Below are 22927 nucleotides of genomic sequence, written 5' to 3'. Positions count from 1 at the left end.
GGGTGAGACAATGAAAAAGAAACCAAGTTTTTTACAAGCAGTGATACCAATTATTTCAATGATATTATTATTAGGGGTTGGTTATGGAAGATATGGATTAAGAGCAGAAGTATTAATGCTAATATCAGCAGGAATAGCAGGAATTATAGCAATTCATTTAGGTTATACTTGGGAAGATATTATGACTTCAATAGTTGGAAAACTTTCAAAAACAATGCCAGCAATATTAATACTTATTATTGTTGGGGTTTTGATAGGAAGCTGGATGCTAGGTGGAACAATTCCTATGATGGTATATTATGGACTTAAAATAATAAATCCTAAGTTTATAGTTATCACATCATTTGTAGTAACAGCATTTGTATCTCTTTGTACTGGAACTTCATGGGGAAGTGCTGGGACAATTGGTGTAGCTCTTATGGGAGTAGCTGCAGGAATGGATATGCCATTACCAATAGTTGCAGGGGCAATAGTTTCTGGAGCATATTTTGGAGATAAAATGTCACCTTTATCAGATACAACTAACCTAGCTCCAATAGCTGCAGGAACAACTTTATACGAACATATTGGTCATATGATATTTACAACAGGTCCAGCATTTATTTTGTCAGCTATTGTTTATATAATAGTAGGTTTAAGAATGCCTGGTTCAGAAATAGCAACTCCAGAAAAAGTAGGAGTAATATTATCAACATTGGATAAGATGTTTGTATGGAATCCTTTAATTATTTTACCTCCAATATTAGTATTATATGGTTCTTTTAAGAAAAAACCAACTATACCAGTAATGCTTACATCAAGTTCAATAGCGCTATTTAATGGAATTGTTTTTCAAAACTTTACTTTGCAACAAGCTTTTGAATCAACAATAAGTGGATTTAATATTTCTATGATTTCTGGAATAGATTCATCATCAGTAATAGCAGACATTCCAAGATTGTTAAATAGAGGTGGAATGAATTCAATGCTAGGAACTGTATTAATAGCTTTTTGTGCCTATGGATTTGCAGGGACAATATCTGTTAATGGTTCTTTAGATATAGTTTTAGAAAGAGTTTTAAAAAGTGTAAAATCAACAGGAAGTTTAATACTTGCAACATTAATATCTTGCTTTACAGCAGTATGTGTTACATCTAATGGGCAATTATCAATATTAATTCCTGGTGAAATGTTTAAGAATAGTTATTTAGCTAGAAAATTAGATCCTAAAAACCTTTCAAGAACATTGGAGGATGGAGCTACAGTTATAGAACCTTTAGTACCGTGGACAGCAGCAGGTGTGTATATGGCTACAACTTTAGGGGTTCCAACTTTAGAATATTTACCTTGGGCAATTTTATGCTATTCAGGTTGTATATTTGCAACTATCTGGGGATATACAGGGAAATTTATAGCGAAAATAGATGAATCAGACCCTAGATATCAAGAATATTTAAAAGAACATGAAAAAATAAAATAATAATTATAGATGGGAGATAATTATGAGTAGATATGATGAAATAATTTGTAGATTTGGAACAAATAGTGCAAAATGGGATGAACATAAGGACAAATTAGGGGAAGATGTACTGGAACTATCAGTTGCTGATATGGATTTTAAATCTCCTAAAGAGATTCTTGATAAAATGTTAGATATTGTAAATCATGGAATTTTTGGTTATACAATTTTACCAGATACATATTATAAGTCTACTATAGATTGGTATAAAAAAAGACATGATTATAAAATAGAAAAAGATTGGATAATATATTCTCCTAGAGTAGGGATAGGGGCAAATATTATTGTTAAAGAATTGACAAATATTGGAGATGATATTATAGTAAATACTCCTGCTTATCCTACATTAACAGAAGTTGTTTTAAAAAATAATAGAAATTTAATTGAAAGTCCATTAATACTAAGAAACAATAGATATGAGATAGATTTTGATAATTTAGAAAAAGTTGTAACTGAAAAAACAAAAATATTTATGCTTTGTAACCCTCATAATCCAACAGGAAGAGTTTTTAGTAATGGGGAATTATTAAAGATAGTTGAATTTTGTAAGAAATATGATTTGTATATTATATCAGATGAGATACATTGTGATTTAACTTTTCCATCTAAAAAACATATTCCAATATGTAGTGTATCCAAGGAAGCAGAGGAAAGAAGTATAATTTGTAGTTCTATTACAAAAACTTTTAATGTTCCAGGAATTATAACTTCTAATTTAATTATTCCAAATAAAGAGATTAGAGAAAAAATATTAGCAGCATTTGATAGAGCAGTAATACATAATCCTAATATATTTGGGGCAGCTATAACTGAAGTAGCATATAATGATTGTGAATATTGGTTAAATGATACAATGGAATATACTATAGAAAATAGAAATTATTTAAATAAATATTTAGAAAAATATATTCCAAAATTAAAATTAATTGATTCTGAAGGAACTTATTTAGCTTGGGTAAATTTTGAAAATACAGGGATAGATGATGATGAGTTGCAAAAATTATTTATAGAAAAAGCAAGAGTAAATGTATATATGGGCAGTCATTTTGGAGAAGTTGGAAAAGGGTATATAAGAGTTAATTTAGCAACTCCTAGAAAAAATATAGAAAAGTTTTTAAAGAACATAGAAAAATCTTTAAATATATACTATAATAAAAAAAAGGAGGGGTTATGAAAATATTTATAGACACAGCTAATATAGAAGAAATAAAAATTGCAAATGATATGGGAGTAATTTGTGGTGTTACAACAAATCCTAGTTTAATTGCAAAGGAAGGAAGAGATTTTAAACAAGTGATAAAAGAAATAACAGAGATAGTAGATGGACCAATAAGTGCAGAGGTTATTTCCTTAGAACATGATAAAATGGTAGAAGAAGCAATCCCCCTTTCAAAGATTCATAAAAATGTAGTAATAAAACTTCCAATGACAATTGAAGGTTTAAAGGCTTGTAAAATATTAACTAAAATGGGAATAAAAACCAATGTTACTTTAATATTTACAGCAACTCAAGCACTTCTTGCTGCTAGGGCAGGGGCTACCTATGTAAGTCCTTTTTTAGGAAGATTAGATGATATTGGGGAAAATAGTTTAGATTTAATAGAAGATATTGCCACAATATTTAGGGTTCATAATATTAAAAGTGAAATAATAGGAGCAAGTATAAGAAATCCTTGGCATGTGAAGGAAATAGCTAAAAGAGGAGCTCATATAGGAACAATTCCTTATTCAATAATAATTGCTATGACAAAACATGAATTAACTAATAGGGGAATTGAAAGATTTTTAAAGGATTGGGAAGGACTAAAAAAATAAATAATACAAATTAAACTCCTGGAAATTTCCAGGAGTTTTTTATGTTTATCTCATTATAAAAGTAATAATTAATCGAATTTTTTAAATTATTTTTTCTTCTTTTCTTTTAGTTTTTCTGTCCTTATTTTTTTACATTCTTCACACAATGGTTTCCCACCAGTTCCATTTTTTCGATTTTCTTTCTCGATATTGTTTCCTAAATGACATTTTTCATAAATATGATGGACACTTCCTTTTTCTGAATAATAAGCCATTTTATCCTCCTTTGTTTCTATAAAAAAGCAATGAACCAAAGATATATTAAGTAACTATATATTTTAATATTATGATATTTTTTAGTAAATGTCAATTTGATTATATGAATATTTAATTAATATAATCCTATCAATATATATTATAGCTTGTGTTATTATATATATAAAATATAAAGTAGTTTAATAATGAAAATAGAATGTTTCAAGCTAATAATAAAGAGAAACAGTCTGGTTAAGTCAAAAAGATATGGCAGAATTATTTGGGAAAAATAAAAGAACTATTTCTGAACATATAAAAAATATATTTAAAGATAAAGAATTAGATGAATCAGCAGTTGTCCGGAAATTCCGGACAACTGCCAAAGATGATAAAAACTATAATACAAATTATTACAATTTAGATGTAATTATCTCGGTTGGATATAGGGTTAAATCTAAAAGGGGAACCCAATTTAGAATTTGGGCAATGAATATCTTGAAAGAGTATTTAATTAAGGGATATGTTATCAATGAAAAGAAATTAAAAGCCGAGAATATTAAATTAATTGAATTACAAAAGACCCTTAAAATTTTAAAGAGAACCTTTGAAAATAATTGAAAGTATGAAAACTGAATTTTCTACAGATTTATTTGGAAAGGAGAAAGATGACTCTTTTAGAAGTTCTTTAGGAGTTATTTATCAAACCGCCTTTGGAGAAGATGTTTATCCGAGCACAGAAGAAAAAGGAGCTCATTTACGAGAGTGTGAGAAAAAACCTCCTAGATAAATTTATTTTATCATAGGAGGTTTTTGTTTTCTATTTTATTCTTAAAACTTTTCCTGCTAGTATTTCTTTTTTAGGGATTCCATCTTTTAATACGATTTCTCCATTTAAAATAACATAATCAATTCCTTCAGGTGATTGAATAGGTTCTATAAAAGTCCCTTTATCTATTATTTTATTTTTATCAAAAATTACAATATCAGCATAGTATCCTTCTTTTAGAGCTCCTCTTTCCTCTATTCTAAAAGTATTTGCTGGTTTAGTAGTCATTTTATAAATAGCTTCTTCAAGAGACATTGCTTTCATTTCTCTAACAAATTTACCGATTACTCTTGGGAAAGCACCATATACTCTTGGATGAGGTTTTCCTCCTAATAATCCATCAGTACAAATATTACTTTCTTCCCTTGTCATAAATGTTACCACATGTTCATCTTTTCCATAATAGTCGTACATTCCAACTGCATTTTCTTCTTCTTTTAATAGGTCAAATACAGCATCAAACTTATCTTTTCCTTTTAGTGCTGCTATTTCTAGAAGATTTTTACCTATACAATCTTCATTTTTTTGATTTTTTACAGAGGTTACATATATTCCTTCAAATCCTGCAAAATCTATGAAATTGTCCCAACCAGGTATTCCTTCTATTATATCTTTTTTCATTCTTTTTCTATCTTCTTCATTTCCTAATCTCTCTACTAATTTATCTGTACCACCAGCATGGGCCCAAGTTGGAATTATTACTCCTAACATTGTACTTCCTGCTACATATGGGTATTGATCATAAGATATTTTAATTTTTTCTTCTTTACATTTGTCTAATAAATCTACTATATCCTTTATCATTCCCCAGTTTTTCTTTCCACAAATTTTAAAATGAGAAAAATGTATTTTAATTCCACTTTTTTTAGCAATTGTTATAACTTCATTCATTGATTCGATCATTGTATCTGCTTCACTTCTTTGATGAATAACTAAAGGTTTATCTAGTTCTGCTCCTACTTTACAAATTTCAATTAATTCTTTTGTTTCTGAATAGGCACAAGGAACATATATAAGTCCAGTTGATATTCCAGCTGCACCTGCTTCTAACTCTCTTCTTGTTATCATTTTCATTTTTGAAATTTCTTCATCTGTAGCTACTCTGGCTTCTAATCCCATTGCTTCCATTCTTATATTTCCATGTGGTACTAAATACATTTCATTTGGAGAACATCCTTTTTCAGCCATTAAATTCAAATAATTATCTGTTGTTTCCCAATCCCATTTTAACTCATCACTATCTCCATCTAATCCAGCTAGATTTTTTCTCCAAGAACTAACATATTCTTTAGGTAATGGGGCCATTGATACTCCGTCTTGCCCTAATATTTCTGTTGTTATTCCTTGGCTTATTTTAGCATCAACAAATGGTTCTAATAAAACTTTTAAATCTGAGTGACTGTGTGTATCGATAAATCCAGGGGCTACTATTTTCCCTTTAGCATCTATTATTACATCAGCATTTTCAGTTATTTTTCCTATTTGTTTAATTCTTTCTCCCTCTATAAGAACTTCTCCTGCATATCTTTTATTTCTACTACCATCTATTATTACTCCATTTTTTATTAATATTTTTTTCATATGCTCCTCCTTATTATTTATTATCAAATTCAATCTCTGGTGCTGGTTCTACTCCTGCTTTTATTTCAATAGCAGAAACTGCAAATATTACTATAAATGCTACTAATCCTCCTGGAATCATTGCATTTAATTTATAAGGATTTTTTAATACATAAATCCAAACAAATGCTACTAATGTTCCAGATATCATTGATATAAATCCTGCATTTTTTGTAACTTTTTTATAAAAAATACCGCATATGAAAGCTGCAAAAGGACCAGCACTTCTAAGTGCAAAGGCTCCCATCATTACATTAATTATATTACTTGCTTTAATAGCTATTAATAGACCTACACTTCCTACAATTAACATTGTTATTTTTGAAATAAAAATTTCCTTTTTATTATCTTTTATTCCTTTATTAATATAAGGAATAAAAATATCATTTGTAAACATTGTAGCAGTTCCTATCATATTTCCAGAAGCGCTACTCATTGTAGCAGCTACAATAGCAGCAAGAACTATTCCTGCAAGAATAGGAGGGGCAAAATTTATTGTAGCTTGAGCTAGAGCATTTTTTTGAGATCCACCTAAAGCATACCCATCAATACAAACATAGGCTAAAAGTCCTATTATTACTGGAATAATTGCATAAATACTAGAAACTATTCCTGCTAGAATAGAACCTAATTTAGCTGATTTACCATCTTTTGCAGAACAATATGTTTGAACTATTTCTTGTCCTGTGGGGAAAGTCATAAAATACATTGCAATATATCCGAAGATAGTAGTTGCACCTATTTTAGTAAAACTAAGTATGTCCATGTTTGTTCCATTTATATCTGTCATTAATTTAGCCTTTTCAAACAAATTAGTAAATCCACCAACATTCTCGTTGTTAACCATTGCAAACATTGCAATTGTCATACCTATAGTTATAAAAAATACATGCATTAGATTTGCAGCTGTAACAGACTTAAATCCACCAAACATTGTATAAATTATAACAACTACTGTACTTACAATAGCTGCTGTTTCAAAATTGAAACCAGTTACAACATTTATTATAGAAGCTGTTGCTATAATTTGAGCTCCTGTAGCCATAAATAAAGCTAAAATTGATGTAAAGGCTGTAAAAATATGAGATGCCTTTCCATATCTTTTATTAATAATATCTGGTAATGTATTTGATTGGGATCTTCTAAAATAAGGTGCTATAAATGATACTAAAACAAAACCTATCCCACTGGCTATAACATACCAAGAAGCTGATAATCCATATTGATAAACGTTGGTTGCTATTCCAGTAGTACTAGCTCCTCCTGTATTTGCTGCAAATAATGTTCCTGCAAGAACAACTGGTCCCAAAGATTTACTGGCCATTAAAAAATCATCATTACTTTGTATTTCTTTTGATTTTTTTCTAGAAACAAAAAGTCCTATGCAAACTGTTACCCCCATATAAATAAATATAATTATTAATGCTGTCATTTGAGTGCTATTCATAATCTCCCCCCTAAATTAAATTTATTTCTTCAAATAAGCCTTTAAAATTGCATAATATCCCTCTGTCACTTTAAATAATTGATCAAGTTCTATATACTCATCAATTGTATGTGCTAAGTTTTCTTTTGAAGGTCCATAGCCTATTGTTTTAATTCCTGCTTCCCCAGCATAATGAGATCCATTTGTACAAAAATTATAATGAGTTATTGTAGGAGTTTGTCCAATTTCTTTTAAAGCATTAAAAGCTTTTTGTACATATTCATCTGTATCATTGTATATCCAACCTGGAAAGAATCTTTCCCCTTCAATGGAATGTCCTGTATAACATTTTTCTAATCCTTTTGCATAAGAAACTTTTGCTTTAAATGTTTCGTCTTCTTTTTCTATTTCATCTATTAATGCTTGAATTGGAGCTAGTACACTTTCTAATGTTTCTCCAACTAAAAGTCTTCTATCATAGGTAGCTCTACAATAATCTGGAACCACTGATGCTCCTGGATATGGAGAAGATTTTATATCTGTTAATTCTAAAATTCCATCTCCTAAAACTTCATGATGAGTCATTGGAAGTTCTTTTATTTTTTCTACAATTTTCATCATCTTATAAACTGCGTTTATTCCTTTATCTGGATTAGCTGAGTGAGCTGGTTTCCCAAAAGTTTCTACAACTATTTCTCCTCTACCCCTTTGTCCAATTTTAAGATTTAATTGAGAAGCTTCTCCTATAACTACATAATCAGGTTTTATATGACTACTTATTTCCCTTGCTGCCACTCCTTCAAAACATTCTTCATGAACTACACCTGCAACATTTATTTCTCCAGCGAACTCTTTATTTAAATCTTTTGCTAAATAAGCTCCTGCAAGTAACATAGCACATAAAGATCCTTTCATATCAGATGTTCCTCTTCCATAAAGCTTTCCATCTATTATTTCCCCAGCAAATGGTTTTTTATTCCATTTTTCTTCATTAACTGGAACTGTATCCATATGTCCATCTAATAAAATTTTAGGACCTTCATAATTTCCTTTTATTGTTCCAATTATATTTCCATATTTATCTGTCTCTACTTTATCATAGCCAACTTCAATAAATATTTTTTTTAAATATTCAGCTACTTCCTTTTCTTCTCCAGAGTAACTTTTTCTTTGGATAGCATTTTGTAATACTTCTACTAATTTTTCTTTTCTTTCTTCAGTTAACATAATTACCTCCATATATTTTTACTTATTAGAATACATTCCATCCCACACAATATTTTTATAACCTTGTAAATCTGTATCCCCTTCTGTACTTATACATAAAACTTTTGAATTTTCATTAAGCTTTAATTCATTTAAAAATTCTTTATATTTTTCTTTGTTATCTAATAATTCTGTAACTAGTCCAAGTCCTACTGATCCAGATTCTCCTGAAATAACTCTTTCATCTTCACCTAGTGGACTAGATAATACTCTCATTCCTCTAGCTGAAATACTATCTTCACAAGAAACTGAAAAATCTGAATTATCTCTTAATATTTTCCAACTTATTGTATTAGGTTCTCCGCAAGCAAGTCCTGCCATTATTGTTTTTAAATCTCCAGTTACATTATGAGGATTACCATCATTTACTTCCATTGATTTATAAATACAATTTGCTCCATGTGGTTCACATATTACTGTAATTGGTCTTTCTTCTTTGTACAAATGAGATAAGTATCCTTGAATAGCCCCTGCAAAAGAACCTACACCAGCTTGTAAAAATACATGAGTTGGTTTATCGCCATTCAATTGCTCTTTTATTTCATTTATAATAGTTGTATAACCTTGCATTATCCATAAAGGAATTTCTTCATATCCATCCCAAGCTGTATCTTGAACCATTACTCCACCTATTGAAATAGCTTTATCATTTGCAAGTCTAACTGCATCATCATAATTTAAATCAGTTATTGTGGCTTTGGCTCCTTCTTTTCTAATGTTTTCAAGTCTCATAATTGCAGAACCCTTAGGCATATAAACAATTGATTTTTGTCTTAATTTATTTGCCATCCAAGCTACTCCTCTACCGTGATTTCCATCAGTTGCAGTTACAAAAGTAATATCTCCTAATTCTTTCTTCACTTCATCTGATATTAATACATTAAATGGAAGTTCTTTCATAGGTTTGTTTAATCTTTTGCTTAAAAATTTTACCATTGCATAAGATCCACCTAAAACTTTAAATGCATTAAGTCCAAATCTTTTTGATTCATCCTTTATCCAAATATTTTTAATACCATAATGCTTAGATAAATCCTTTAAATTTACCAGAGGAGTTGCTTTGTAATTTGGTAATGTTTTATGAAAATTATATACTTCATTTATATCTTCATCTTGAAAACCAAATAAAGGTATCTTTTCATAATTTTTGTTTCTACTTTTTTCATTTTTTATCCATTTCAATAATTCCATAATTATTAAAACCTCCTTAATTTTATGTTACACTATAATACAAAGCAAAAGTTATGCCATATTAAATTAAGATATCTTTTGTATCTTTTGAGAACCTTAAATATCTTTAAAGAACAATATATAAATAAAAAAATTATCAAAATGATAATTAACTATCATTTTGATAATAAAAACTAAAGTATACTATTTTATTGCATTTCAATGAATTTTAAAACAATTAATTTGAAATTTTCTTTATCATTTTGATAATTTAATGTATAATATAGTTCATATTAAAAATAGAAGGGGGGGATTATGGAATTATTAAGTAATGCAATAAATGATATTAAAAAATATGCAGAAACAATATCACAAGTTATAAATATTGATATTGAAATAATGAGTAAAGATTTAGTTAGAATAGCTGCAACTGGAATTCTAAAGAATAAAGTAGGCTTAAATATGAGTTCAGAAGCTCATGTATATAAAATGGTTTTAAAAACAGGAGAAACTAAAATCATTACTTCTCCAAGAAAAGATCCAATTTGTAAAACCTGTCCTTCAAAAGATAATTGTTCTGAGAAACTTGAAATTTCAACTCCTATAATGTATAAAGATAACCCAATTGGAGTTATTGGTTTAATATGTTTTAAAGAAAAACAAAAAAATGATTTTATGGAAAAAAAAGATTTATATATAAAATTTTTAATACAAATGGCTTCTTTTATTTCTTCTAAAATTTATGAAGCAAATAAAAGAAAAGAAATAGAACATAACAACATAATTTTATCTAATATTATTGATAGAATTCCAGATTCTATTATTCTAACTGATAATAATAATAAAATTGAATTGATTAATAAGTCTGGAAAATTATTATTTAATCCTGAAGATATAAATCATCCATTAAAAGCGAATAATATAAAGACATTATTTGATAAAAAAGAATTTGATTTAATAACTAAGGATAATATAAATAATGTTGTTGGTGATATTATTTCATTTCCAACAAATTATGAAGAATCAAAAACCTTGTATATTTTTAAAGAGTCTAATAAATTTATGAGTTATATAAATAATTTTAAAAATAATTTTAAAAATAATTTAAATGATAATTTTACTTTTTCTTCTAGCAAAATGGAAGAGGTTTATTCTAAAGTATATAAAATTTCTAAGACAAATACAACAACATTGTTAACAGGAGAAAGTGGATCAGGTAAAGAAATTATAGCAAAACTTATTCATTCTACTAGTAATAGATCAAATGAAAAATTTATTGCAGTTAACTGTGGGGCTATTCCAGAATCATTAATAGAAAGCGAGTTCTTTGGTTATGTGAAAGGTGCTTTTACTGGAGCTAATCCAAATGGTAAAATTGGTTTTTTTGAACAAGCAAATAACGGAACTATATTTTTAGATGAAATTGGAGATATGCCTTTAAATTTACAAGTTAAATTGCTTAGAGTTTTGCAAGAAAAAATTATATCACCAATTGGATCTAATTATCAAAAGAAGATTGATGTTAGGATTATTGCTGCAACAAATAAAAATTTAGAAAAATTAGTTGAAAATAATAAATTTAGGGAAGATTTATATTATCGTTTAAATGTTTTTCCTATAGATATACCATCATTAAAGGAAAGACCTAAAGATATTAAAGATTTAACTATTTTTTTTATGAAGAAATACTGTCAATCTTCTAGTATTCCTGAAAAAAATATTTCAAAAGAAGTTATGGATGTATTTTTAAAATATAATTGGCCTGGAAATATTAGAGAATTAAAAAATGTTGTAGAATACTCTTTGGCCATGTCAGATTCATTTAACTATAATGTTACAACTAAAGATTTACCACCTAAATTAATTAATTCTTTAGAAAAAAATTATGCTAAAACTCTTGCTGATATTGAAAAAGATGCTATTTTAAATTTATTAGGAAAATATGGAAACTCATCTGAAAATAAAAAAGAAATTGCAAATATTTTAGGAATTGGTATTGCAACCTTATATAGAAAAATAAAGCAATATAATTTATAAGCTAGATTTTTTTATTTAAATTTAATGTATCCTGGTGTATTTATAGTTATACTCATATATAAAATTGACTTATTAAAAAAGTGAAAGTATAATTAAAATATAGTATTTATTCATCAAAAATATTTAAAAAAAATACGGAGGGAGCATATGAAAAAAGAATTAACAAAATGTCAAAGGGATGTATTGGAGAAAAATTTTATTAATTATTTAAAAGATTTAGATGAGATTATTAAAATTCCAAGTGTTTATGAAGAAGATAATAGCAGTTATCCATTTGGAAAAAACATTCAATTAGCTTTGGAAAAAACTTTAGAAGTATGTAAAAAATTAGGAATGAATACATATTTAGATCCAGATGGCTATTATGGATACTCTGAAATAGGAGAGGGAGAAAAATTAGTAGGAGTTTTAGGACATTTAGATGTGGTTCCACCAGGAAATTTAGATGAATGGAATTCAGATCCTTTTAAACCTACTATAAAAGATGGGAAATATTATGCTCGTGGTTCCCAAGATGATAAAGGGCCTACTTTAGCAGCTATTTATGCCTTAAAAAGTCTTTTAGATTCAGGTTTTAAATTAAATTATAGAGTTAGATTTATATTTGGAACTGATGAAGAAAATTTATGGAGGGATATGCCTAAATATATAGAAAAGGAAGAGATTCCAACACTGGGGTTTACTCCAGATTCTAAGTTTCCTTTAATTTATTCTGAAAAAGGACTTTTGCAATGCAAGTTAATTGCTAAAAATGAAAGTGGATTAATTTTTAAAGGGGGAGACGCCTTTAATTGTGTTCCTTCAAAATTTATAGGTGATAAAAATGAAAAATTAGAAAAAGTATTAAAAGAATTAAAGTATGAATTTAAAGAAAACAAAAATAAAATTGAAATTATTGGTAAAAGTGTACATGCTCAAATAGCTGAAGAGGGAATAAATGCAGTAAATAGATATCTTCATGCATTAACTCTTAGTGGAAAAGAAACTAAATCAGGTAGATTTATAACTGAAAATATAATTGATTATAAATATGCACAATCAATTTTTGGAGAAGTAAGTGATGAACACTCTGGAAAATTAAAATTTAATATTGGAAAAGTAGAGTTAAATAAAAATGAAGAGATTTTATCCATAGATATAAGAATACCAGTTACCTATGATAAAGACAAAGTAGTTGAGAAATTAAAAGAAAAAGCTAAGGAATATGGTTTTGTCTATGAACAACATGATTTTTTAAAGTCTATATATACACCACTAGATTCTCAGTTGGTAAAAACTTTGATGGGAGCATATGAAGAAATAACAGGGGATGATAAATCACAACCAATTTCAAGTGGAGGAGCAACATATGCAAGAGCTATGGATAATTGTGTTGCCTTTGGATCTATTTTGCCAACTGGACCAAAGACAGAACATCAACCTAATGAATATATAATTTTAGAAGAAATGAAAACTGCAATGAAAATTTATATGAGAGCCTTTGAAAAATTTAATAAATAATTTTAGGGAGGAAAATTATGAAAAGTAGAAAAATGTATACAGCCTATACTATAGTTTTTATATTTTTATTAATAACAGCAGTTTTAACTTGGATAGTTCCACAATCAGTTGTAGTTACTGAGAATGGAGTTAAAAAAGTAGTTTTTGATGCAATATTTAGTTCAAGTGGTGAAGTAATTAAAAATGTAGGTCCTCAACCAGCTGGATTATGGGATATTATAATGGCTCCAGTTAAAGGTTTTCAGAAATCAAGTTCTGTTGGAATGGCAATTCTTATGGCAGGTGCATTTTTAGGATTAATTAACTCAGTGGGAGCTATGGATGCAGGAATAGGAGCTTTATTAAACAAATATACAGGAAATGCTCTAATAAGTATTTTGATGTTTGTGTTTGCTGTTTTTGGAACTGTGTTTGGTCTTTGGGAAGAAATACCAGCTTTTTCAATAGTTATAGTTCCTTTATTTGTTTTAGCAGGTTATGATGTTATAACAGGGTTAGCAGTTATATTTGTAGGGGCAACAGCTGGAAATATGGCAAGTATAGTGAATCCATTTTCAACAGGGGCAGCAATGGGAGCTATAGGAAATCCAGATTTATCCTTAGGAAGTGGAATACAGTTAAGGATAGTTATATTCTTTGTTCTGTATTTTATTGGATTAGTTTTTACTTTGAAATATGCAAATAAAGTAAAAAAAGATAAAAAAAATTCAATTGTCTATGGTGTAGATGTTAATACAAGAACAAAAAATCAAGAAAAATTACCAGATTTAACTAAGAAAAGATTCTGGTCTATAATGGTGTTAATATTTATTATAGTATTGTTAATATTAGGTTATATGCCATGGTATGAAATTAAATTTTCAAGTGGAGGAACTCTTCAAGATATAATTAATGCACCAATAAATTTTATAGGATCAATTCCAATTTTAGGATCCTTAATAGGTGCTAAACATATAACTCCCCTTGGAGATTGGTATTTTAATGAGTTTTCTTTTGTATTTTTTATGGGTTCTTTATTAATAGGGTTAATAAATAAAATTCCAGAAGATAAATTTGCAAAGGAATTTTTAGCAGGAGCAAGAGATTTATTAGGTGTAGTTTTAGTTTTAGCTGTTGCAAATGGTATTTCAGTTTTAATGGGTAGTAAAACTTCAGGAATTTCAGTAACATTTGTTTACTGGATTCAAGCTGCTCTTCAAGGAATTCCAGCTTGGGCATTTGCAGTGGCAACAGTTTTAGCCTATGTGGGAATAGGTTTCTTCTTGCAATCTACAAGTGGAGTTGCAGGAATAACTATGCCAATACTTGGAGCAGTTGCCATGGCTTTATTTGGAACTTCAGCAATAGGAGCTACAGGTGGTCAAGCAATGTTAATATCAGCTTTTGTTTTAGGACTTAATTTTACTTCAGCTATATATCCAAGTGCCACAGTAATGGGAACATTGGAACTGTACAAAGTTCCTTATGATATTTATTTGAAATTTTCATTAAAAGTATATCCAATAATGTTAATTGTAGGATGTATATTAATATCCTTATCTAGATTCTTAGGAGTATAATAATTAGTTTACATAAAAGGCTGCTAGTAATTCTAGCAGCCTTTAAGTTATACCTGAAAAACTTGTAGAAAAAATAAAGTTTTTAAGTTATACCTGAAAAACTTATTGATAAATCAAAGTTATTAAGGTATACTTTAAAAGAGGTGATATTATGTATAAACGTGAAAATTATCTAAATAAATTACTAGCTTTTAAAGATCAAAGAGAAATTATAAAAGTTATAACTGGAATAAGACGTTGTGGTAAATCATCATTGATGAAGTTATTTCAAATGGAATTGTTAGAAGAGGGGATATCTAAAGATAATATAATACATATTAATTTTGAAGATATGAAATATGATGAAATTGATGATTATAAAAAATTAAACTCATATATTGAAAATTTAATAACAAATAAAAATAATTATTATTTGTTGTTAGATGAAGTACAAAATATAGAAAAATGGGAAAAAGTTATTAATTCCCTTAGATTGCAGGGAAATATAGATATTTATATAACTGGTTCCAATGCATATTTATTATCATCTGAACTGTCAACTTTATTGTCAGGTAGATATGTAGAATTAAAAATGTTACCCTTAAGTTTTAAAGAATTTGTAGAATTTAATAATTATGATGAAAATAAAGACAAAGAAAAATATTTTGATGAATATTTAAAAATAGGTGGTTTTCCAGGTATATCTTTAGTTAAAAATAATGAGGATATAATAGATTCTTATTTAAGTGGAATATTAAATACAGTAATTGTAAAGGATGTTGTACAAAGAAATGATGTGAGGGATGTATCTTTGCTTGAAAATTTAATAAAATTTTTAGCAGATAATATAGGAAATCCCCTATCAATAAAAAAAATCAGTGATTATCTTACAAGTGCTGGAAGGAAAACTAGTAGTGAGACTATAGATAATTATATAAAAATGCTTGAAAGTGCTTATATTTTTTATAAGGCAAAGCGTTATGATATTAAGGGTAAATTATATTTAAAAACTCTTGAAAAATTTTATCTTGTGGATGCTGGTTTAAGACAGATTCTTTTGAAAAAAGGCTATTATGATTATGGTCATATAATTGAAAATATAGTTTATTTTGAACTATTAAATAGAGGATACGAGGTATCTATTGGGAAAATAGGAAGTTTAGAAGTGGATTTTATTGCAGAAAAATCAAATGAAAAAATATATTATCAAGTTTCAACTACTTTGAAAGAAAAAAAAACTTTTCAAAGGGAAATTTCTCCCTTTGAATCAATAAAAGATCATCATAAAAAAGTTATATTAACTATGGATAATGTAATTGATAATAATTACAAAGGAATAATTATTCAAAATATTTTAGAATTTCTATTATTAAGGAGGTAGTTATGAAAAAAGTAACAATAGTTGGAGGGGGAGCCAGTGCCCATGTACTAGCCCCATTACTTTCAAGTTTAAATTATCAAGTAACAATTCTAACTAGAAAACCTAAATTATGGAAGGAAAATATAAAGGTAGAATTTAAAGATGAGTTTGGAAACCTAGAGAAAGAAATAGGTGGAACTTTAAAATTAATAACTGATAACACAAAAAAAGCAATTGAAAGTGCAGATATAATTATCCTATGTTTGCCAGTTGCCCAGTATTTTAATATGCTTATGAAAATAGGACAATATATACCTAGGGAAAGGGAAGTTTTTGTGGGAATGCTCTATGGACAAGGGGGAGTTAACCTAATGTTTCAAGAGATGAAAAACAAATTTAATTTAACAAATATGGTTTATTTTTCATATGGATTAATTCCATTTATTTGCAGAATAAAAAAATACGGGGAAATAGGAATAACCTACGGTGCTAAATGCAATAATGTTGTAGCAGTTCATCCAAGGGAAAAATTTAATAAATTAAATGAAATATTTTTAAGTAAAGTTTGCTATTATTTCTTTAACAATGAAAGGGCTCACCAAAGTGATAATTTTGTTTCTTTAACCTTGTCAGCTAGTAATCAAATAATTCATATTTCAAGAATGTATGGATTGTACTGTAAAAACAAATATGGATGGGAAAACAAGGAAGATATTCCATATTTTTATAGGGACTTTGATAGTTTTTCCGCTGATACCCTTGGGGCCCTAGATAAAGACTATGAAAAAATAAGGGAAAAGATAAAGAAAACCCATGTAAATGAGGATTTTAAATATATGATTAACTTCTTAGATCTAGTGAATTTTTCCTACAGTCTAGATAATAAAAATATACAAGAATCCTTTACAACTTCAAAAACCCTAAATCAAATTACAACTCCTGTGGTGCTTGAAAACAATAGATATGTACTTGATAAAAATAGCAGGTTTTTCACAGATGATATATTCTATGGTTTAGCCATAGCCAAATGGATTGGAAACTATTATAAGTTGGAGCTTCCTATGATTAATACTCTTTTAAAATGGGCAGAGGATTATTTAGGTATAAAAATTATAGAGAACAATATTTTAAATGAAAATTGCTCATATAATAATGTTTCAATAGGACTACCTTCAAAATACAGTGAGGGAATAAGTGAAAAGTTTATAGATTAAATAAAAGTAACAAGTGTATTAACACTTGTTACTTTTTTTATTGAAAAAATCAAGGGAAATATGAATAAAATCCAGTATATGTTTAGGAAGAGGATCATTTTTATTGTAGGTTATAGACAGGGAAATATCCTTTGCTAGAGGTTCTCTCATGGGAAAGAAATAAATTTTTTTATTTTTTAGTTTATTCTTCTTATTTTTAACAAATAAACTAGGGATTAAAACAATTCCAAGTCCTTCATAGAGTAAAGATAATTGAGTTTCTATATTTCCAACTTCCAAGGCTACATTTGGAACAATATGATATTTTGAACATAGTTTATTTAAAACAAATCCAGAATATGTATTTGAAGGCATGGTTATAAAGGGACAATTTTTAATTAAGCTTAAATTTACTCTTTCTTGTAAGCTTTCAATAACAGATATAAAATTATTTGGGAAATACTCCTTTAAAATATTTTCAGGGATACCAAGTAAATAATCTTCAGATGTTAAATATATACTTTCAAATAAAATATTCCTATGTGGTGTGAACCCTATTATAATATCAGTTTCTTTTTTAAATAAAATTTCCTCTAATTCATTGGATGATCTTTTTTGAATAATATTTATTTTTGTTTTAGGGTGGGTATCTGAATATTTTTTTATTAATGGGGGAAGTATTAAAGCTCCTCTAGAAACAGTGCTTCCTATTGTAATTTCAAGGACTTGTTCATTTTTAATATAGTTCATTTCTGATTCTAAATTTTGTTTTAAAGTTAAAAAATGCTTAGCATATTTATAGAAAACATGGCCTGCTGTGGTTAGTTTCAAAGGCTGGGTTCTTTCAAATAATTTAACACCGAAAGTTTTTTCAAGTTTTGCAATGTGGGTACTAAGGGATTGTTGTGATATATATAATTTATTTGAGGCTGATGTGAAATTTAATTCCTTTGCTAGAAATAAAAAATAACTTAAATTAGTAAAATTCATAAATTTTCATGATAAAATATACTTTATTTATCATATCCTCCTTGTTTATTATTTTAATTAATACTTAAGTATAGTTTCTTTATTCAATTGTGTCAAGGGTTTTTGTGATTAAATTGTCAATAAAATAGATTGTTACAACTTTTTAGTTGTAACAAGGAAAATCTAAAAAGTGTTTCTAATTTCAGGGAAAATGTACTAAACTTAAACCAAGATACTTATTAGATGGTCATTACTTGTGAGAATAGTACTATTTCAATTGAAAACATTTATTTAATTACTTACTGGAGGAAACTATGAATAAAATAGAAAGAATAAAATGTGCAATTAACGGGGAAAAGGTAGATAAACTACCCTATGCTTTTTGGTCTCATTTCCCAAAACTAGATTTGGATTCTGATTTAATAGCTAAAAAAACCTATGAATTTTACAAGGAATATGATATTGATTTTGTTAAAACAATGAACAATGGAATGTATTCAATAGAAGATTATGGGTGTGAAATTGATTTTTCTCCTATTTTTCAAGGGGGAGTTGCTAAATTAACAAAAACTCCAATTAATGAACCAAGTGATTGGTTAAAAATAAAGGATTTGGATATAACAAAGGGAACATTAGCAAGGGAGTTACTTTATTTAGAAAAGATTTTAAAAATGTTAAAGGATGAGAATGTGCCAGTAATATTTACTGTATTTACACCAATAACAACAGCAGATAAACTTTCAGGTAAGTTATTTAGAAAACATATAGAAGAGGGGCATGGGGAAGTTGTTCATAAAGCTCTAAAAGAAATTGCTAAGACCACTAGTAAATTAGTGGAAAAAGCTATAGAAATGGGAGCAGATGGAATATTTTTAGCTTCACAAATGACATGTTATGATGTGTTAGATGAAAAAACATATTTGGAATATGGGAAACCTTATGATTTACAAGTTCTAGAAGCTGCCTCAAAGGCATGGTTCAATGTAATTCATGTTCACGGGGACAACGTACTTTTTGATATTATTAAAGATTATCCAGTTCAAGTAATTAATTGGCATGCCTATGAAACTCTTCCTGAAATAGATGAAGCAAAGGATATGTCAGGGAAATGTTTAATGGGTGGAATAAAACGTATGGATATAACAAATAAGAAAAGAAATGAAATAAGAAATGAAATTTATAGAACGATTAAGGTTATGAAAAATAAAAAACATATTTTAACACCTGGATGTGTGGTAAGATATCCACTAGATAGGGAAATGTTTAAGTTTATAAAGGAAGCAAAGGAAGAAATAGAAAGCAAATTGAACAATAATTTTTAATTAATCTAAGGGAGGGTAGGATGAAAAACAAAAGAGGGTTGTTAGTAAAAATATTTAGTTTGTTAGTTTTAATTTTCATGGTTGGATGTGGGCAAAAAAAAGATACAATTGAAAATTATCCAAATAAACCAGTTGAAATAATAGTTGGATTTTCTGCTGGTGGAGGAACAGATTCATGTGCAAGACTAGTATTTGAATATGCTGGAAAATATTTTGGACAAAATTTTGCCATAGTTAATAAACCAGGTGCTTCTGGAGAAATAGCTTGGACTGAGCTTGCAGGGGCAGAGCCTGACGGATATACAATTGGATTTATTAATCCTCCAACTTTTGTTTCCCACCCAGTTCAAAGGGACACTTGTAAATATGATATGGATAGTTTTAAAATTATTGCCAATATGGTAACTGATCCAGCTTGTATTGTTGTTAGAGCTTCAGATAATATTACAACTGTTAAAGAATTATATGATTCCAATGCTACTATTGGATATTCTGGACCTGGAACATCAGAATCTTTAATGTTAAGACAAATTGAAGAAGTAGTTGGAAAAACAATAGATAAAATTCCTTATGATGGTTCTGCTCCTTCTGTTGTGGCACTTTTAGGAAAACATATAGATGCAGTTTGTATGAATGTTTCAGAGGCTATAAATCATACTAGTGATGGAACTTTGAAAGTTATAGGTGTTTCATCAAGGGGAAAAGTTAAAGTTTATCCAAATGTTAAGACTTTATCAGAACAAGGAATAGAAGTTTATAATGAAGCATATAGAGGAGTTGCTGCACCTGCTGGAGTTCCAGATGAGATTATAGCTAAAATTGAAGCTTCAATTAAAAAAGCTCTTGAAGATCCAGAATTTCAAGAAAAGGCTAAAAAACAAAACTTACCTTTAGATTACCTTAATTCTGAAGACTTTACTAAAGTAATATTAGATATAAAAGCTAACTTGGAAAAGGAAACAGAAAAGGGAGAATGGTAAAATGACTGGAGGAAATTATGAGAATTGAAAATAAAAAAATTGCAATGGTGTTAGGAGTTTACATACTATCAATTATGTTCTTTATTCAATCCTTTCAAATGATAAAAGATTCAGGATTATTTCCAAGATTTATTTCAGGAATAATAATATTTTTAAACACTTTATATCTACTTGAAATTTATAGGGGTAAGGATGAAAGTAAAAAAAATAAAAAGGATGAAATAGTTTATAAAAAATTATATGTTATGATATTTTTATCAGCAGTATATATTTTAGTTGTACCTTTTCTAGGTTACTTTATATCTACAATTATATACATGGTCATTAGTATGAATAGCTTGGGAGTTAAGAATAAGAAGACAATTGTATTGGTTTCAATAGGAAGTGCCCTTGTTATATATCTATGTTTTTCAATTTTACTTAAAGTACACATTCCTGTGAGCTTTTTAGGAATTTAAAAGGAGGGAAATATGAACGATTTTCTAGCTGCAATTCCCTTGGTGTTTAATGTGAGTACAATGTTAATTTCTTTGTTAGGTGTAATATTAGGAATTATAGTTGGGGCACTTCCAGGGCTTTCATCAACAATGGGGGTAGCTTTATTTATTCCCATGACTTACATAATGTCCCCTTCTACAGGGTTGGTGTTTTTAGCTGCAATATACATGGCTTCAACCTATGGAGGATCAGTATCAGCAATTTTGTTAAATACTCCAGGAACACCTTCTGCTGTAATTACAGCTATAGATGGGTATGAATTAACAAAAAAAGGCCAAAGTGGAGAGGCTCTTTCCATGGCTACAATAGCTTCATTTGTTGGGGGAATAATTTCAATATTTGCATTAATGCTAATTTCCCCTCCATTGTCAAAAATGGTTATAAAGTTTGGAGCTGCTGAAATGTTTTTACTTTCAGTTTTAGGTTTAACAATAATAGTAAGTTTATCAAATGGATCCCTAGTAAAGGGATTAATAGTTGGATTACTTGGAGTTTTAATATCAATTGTTGGAATAGATACAATTACAGGACAATATAGATATACCTTTGATATGTTGCCATTATTTAGTGGAGTTTCTGTTATTGCAACAGTTATAGGTGTGTATTCCACATCTCAAGTTTTTAAATTAGGTGCTCAAAAAAGAACTACAATACAGTATGACTATGACAGTAGTAAAAAATTAAAAATAGTAAGTTTGAAAGTTGTAGTGAGAAATGCCTTTAATCTACTTAGATCTGGGATTATAGGAACCTTTGTAGGAATATTACCTGGAGCTGGTGTAAGTATTGCATCTGCCCTAGCATATAATACATCTAAATCAACTTCAAAACATCCTGAAAATTATGGAAAAGGGGATATAGATGGATTAGCAGCATCTGAATCTGCAAATAATGCAGTTGTTGGTGGATCCCTAGTTCCTTTATTAACACTTGGAATTCCTGGAAATGCTGTTTCTGGAGTATTTTTAGGAGGGCTTATAATTCATGGGTTACAACCAGGACCACAATTATTTTTAAAAAATGGAGAAATAGTCTATTCCCTATTTATAGGATTATTTGTAACAACATTCTTCATGTTAATACTTGGGCTTTATGGGGCAAAGATATTTGCAAAAATATCAATAATGCCAACTAACATACTTGCTCCAATTATAATGGCCCTATGTGTTGTGGGAACCTTCTCAATTAGTAACAATATGTTTAATGTTTATGTTATGTTTGCCTTTGGTTTGTTTGGGTTACTACTATCAGAACTTAAATTTTTCCAAGCTCCCTTTGTGCTAGGTTTAATACTTGGACCAATAGCAGAGCAAGAGTTTAGAAGAGCCCTACTTATAAGCAAGGGAAACTACAATATATTTGTTAGTAACTGGATTGATGTAGTATTAGTGATATTAATAGTTTTATCTCTAATATACCCATCTTACCAAGCTAAAAGAATGTTGAAAAAGAAAATGCAAGAAGAAAGTAAATAAATTTTCTCTCTAAATATATGAAACAAAAAACTACTGGGAGGAGTCCTAGTAGTTTTTTGTTTTACAGTTTAAATTAAAATACACCTACTATATTTATAAACCATCCTTGAGAGTCATAATCATCTCTTCTTAAGTCATCATCAAACTTAGAAAAATTATATCCCACTCCTAATCTTAAATTTTCACTTATATATTTTTGA

General features: G+C 28.4%; 20 protein-coding genes. 14 read left to right on the top strand and 6 right to left on the bottom strand.

The window, feature by feature from the left end; all coding sequences use genetic code 11:
• The first annotated feature begins 10 nt into the window (after positions 1–10).
• Genes nhaC through fsa form a run of 3 tightly spaced genes read left to right on the top strand, consistent with a single transcriptional unit; the run spans position 11 to position 3313 of the window.
• On the top strand, positions 11–1459 hold the full coding sequence (gene nhaC, locus GIL12_RS07880) for a Na+/H+ antiporter NhaC (protein ID WP_163469941.1): 1449 nt from the start codon (positions 11–13) through the stop codon (positions 1457–1459).
• Between the two features lie 22 nt (positions 1460–1481).
• Entirely contained in the window at positions 1482–2672 is a 1191-nt protein-coding gene (locus GIL12_RS07875) for a MalY/PatB family protein (RefSeq protein ID WP_163469940.1), read from the top strand.
• A complete protein-coding gene (gene fsa / locus GIL12_RS07870; protein WP_163469939.1) occupies positions 2669–3313 on the top strand; it encodes a fructose-6-phosphate aldolase in 645 nt (214 codons plus the stop codon). Before GIL12_RS07875 ends, fsa begins: the two co-directional genes overlap by 4 nt.
• Before the next feature lie 86 nt (positions 3314–3399).
• On the opposite strand, the gene GIL12_RS10065 is transcribed toward fsa, so the two are convergent.
• Positions 3400–3567, bottom strand: a complete 168-nt coding sequence (locus tag GIL12_RS10065; RefSeq protein WP_203522573.1) for a hypothetical protein — start codon at positions 3565–3567, stop codon at positions 3400–3402.
• Positions 3568–3814: 247 nt separating this feature from the next.
• Between GIL12_RS10065 and GIL12_RS07865 the strand changes: the two genes are divergently transcribed.
• On the top strand, positions 3815–4165 hold the full coding sequence (locus tag GIL12_RS07865) for a virulence RhuM family protein (RefSeq protein ID WP_163469938.1): 351 nt from the start codon (positions 3815–3817) through the stop codon (positions 4163–4165).
• Positions 4152–4334: a hypothetical protein gene (locus GIL12_RS07860; RefSeq protein WP_163469937.1), complete on the top strand. Its 183-nt coding sequence runs from the start codon at positions 4152–4154 to the stop codon at positions 4332–4334. Before GIL12_RS07865 ends, GIL12_RS07860 begins: the two co-directional genes overlap by 14 nt.
• A gap of 30 nt (positions 4335–4364) precedes the next feature.
• Here the strand turns inward: GIL12_RS07860 and GIL12_RS07855 are convergent, their stop codons facing one another.
• Genes GIL12_RS07855 through dpaL form a run of 4 tightly spaced genes read right to left on the bottom strand, consistent with a single transcriptional unit; the run spans position 4365 to position 9876 of the window.
• Entirely contained in the window at positions 4365–5954 is a 1590-nt protein-coding gene (locus GIL12_RS07855) for an amidohydrolase family protein (protein ID WP_163469936.1), read from the bottom strand.
• 13 nt (positions 5955–5967) lie between these two features.
• On the bottom strand, positions 5968–7440 hold the full coding sequence (locus tag GIL12_RS07850; RefSeq protein WP_163469935.1) for a sodium:solute symporter: 1473 nt from the start codon (positions 7438–7440) through the stop codon (positions 5968–5970).
• A 21-nt stretch (positions 7441–7461) separates the two neighbouring features.
• Positions 7462–8646 (bottom strand): YgeY family selenium metabolism-linked hydrolase, encoded by a 1185-nt coding sequence (locus GIL12_RS07845; protein WP_163469934.1) that lies wholly within the window; start codon positions 8644–8646, stop codon positions 7462–7464.
• 18 nt (positions 8647–8664) lie between these two features.
• A complete protein-coding gene (gene dpaL / locus GIL12_RS07840; protein WP_163469933.1) occupies positions 8665–9876 on the bottom strand; it encodes a diaminopropionate ammonia-lyase in 1212 nt (403 codons plus the stop codon).
• Positions 9877–10170: 294 nt separating this feature from the next.
• Here dpaL and GIL12_RS07835 point away from each other — a divergent pair, with 294 nt between their 5' ends.
• From GIL12_RS07835 to GIL12_RS07815, 5 genes are all read left to right on the top strand, one after another.
• The gene (locus GIL12_RS07835; protein ID WP_163469932.1) at positions 10171–11892 is read left to right on the top strand and encodes a sigma-54-dependent Fis family transcriptional regulator; all 1722 of its coding nucleotides are present in this window, start codon (positions 10171–10173) and stop codon (positions 11890–11892) included.
• Positions 11893–12039: 147 nt separating this feature from the next.
• Positions 12040–13392, top strand: a complete 1353-nt coding sequence (locus GIL12_RS07830) for a Sapep family Mn(2+)-dependent dipeptidase (RefSeq protein WP_163469931.1) — start codon at positions 12040–12042, stop codon at positions 13390–13392.
• Positions 13393–13409: 17 nt separating this feature from the next.
• Positions 13410–14951: a YfcC family protein gene (locus GIL12_RS07825; protein WP_163469930.1), complete on the top strand. Its 1542-nt coding sequence runs from the start codon at positions 13410–13412 to the stop codon at positions 14949–14951.
• A 151-nt stretch (positions 14952–15102) separates the two neighbouring features.
• A complete protein-coding gene (locus GIL12_RS07820) occupies positions 15103–16311 on the top strand; it encodes an ATP-binding protein (RefSeq protein ID WP_163469929.1) in 1209 nt (402 codons plus the stop codon).
• 2 nt (positions 16312–16313) lie between these two features.
• Complete coding sequence (locus GIL12_RS07815; protein ID WP_163469928.1) at positions 16314–17504, top strand: NAD/NADP octopine/nopaline dehydrogenase family protein; 1191 nt, start codon at positions 16314–16316, stop codon at positions 17502–17504.
• Positions 17505–17522: 18 nt separating this feature from the next.
• Here GIL12_RS07815 and GIL12_RS07810 read toward each other — a convergent pair whose 3' ends face one another.
• Complete coding sequence (locus GIL12_RS07810) at positions 17523–18473, bottom strand: LysR family transcriptional regulator (RefSeq protein ID WP_163469927.1); 951 nt, start codon at positions 18471–18473, stop codon at positions 17523–17525.
• A 293-nt stretch (positions 18474–18766) separates the two neighbouring features.
• Here GIL12_RS07810 and GIL12_RS07805 point away from each other — a divergent pair, with 293 nt between their 5' ends.
• From GIL12_RS07805 to GIL12_RS07790, 4 genes are read left to right on the top strand one after another with little or no spacing between them, the layout of a single operon-like run.
• Entirely contained in the window at positions 18767–19774 is a 1008-nt protein-coding gene (locus GIL12_RS07805) for a uroporphyrinogen decarboxylase family protein (protein ID WP_163469926.1), read from the top strand.
• A 20-nt stretch (positions 19775–19794) separates the two neighbouring features.
• Positions 19795–20754, top strand: a complete 960-nt coding sequence (locus GIL12_RS07800) for a tripartite tricarboxylate transporter substrate binding protein (RefSeq protein WP_163469925.1) — start codon at positions 19795–19797, stop codon at positions 20752–20754.
• 17 nt (positions 20755–20771) lie between these two features.
• The gene (locus tag GIL12_RS07795) at positions 20772–21212 is read left to right on the top strand and encodes a tripartite tricarboxylate transporter TctB family protein (protein WP_163469924.1); all 441 of its coding nucleotides are present in this window, start codon (positions 20772–20774) and stop codon (positions 21210–21212) included.
• Positions 21213–21224: 12 nt separating this feature from the next.
• Complete coding sequence (locus tag GIL12_RS07790; protein WP_163469923.1) at positions 21225–22727, top strand: tripartite tricarboxylate transporter permease; 1503 nt, start codon at positions 21225–21227, stop codon at positions 22725–22727.
• Positions 22728–22927 lie beyond the last annotated feature (200 nt).

It is taken from the genome of Fusobacterium sp. IOR10, assembly GCF_010367435.1.
GTDB lineage: Bacteria > Fusobacteriota > Fusobacteriia > Fusobacteriales > Fusobacteriaceae > Fusobacterium_B.
This window is presented reverse-complemented; position numbering and strand designations above follow the sequence as displayed.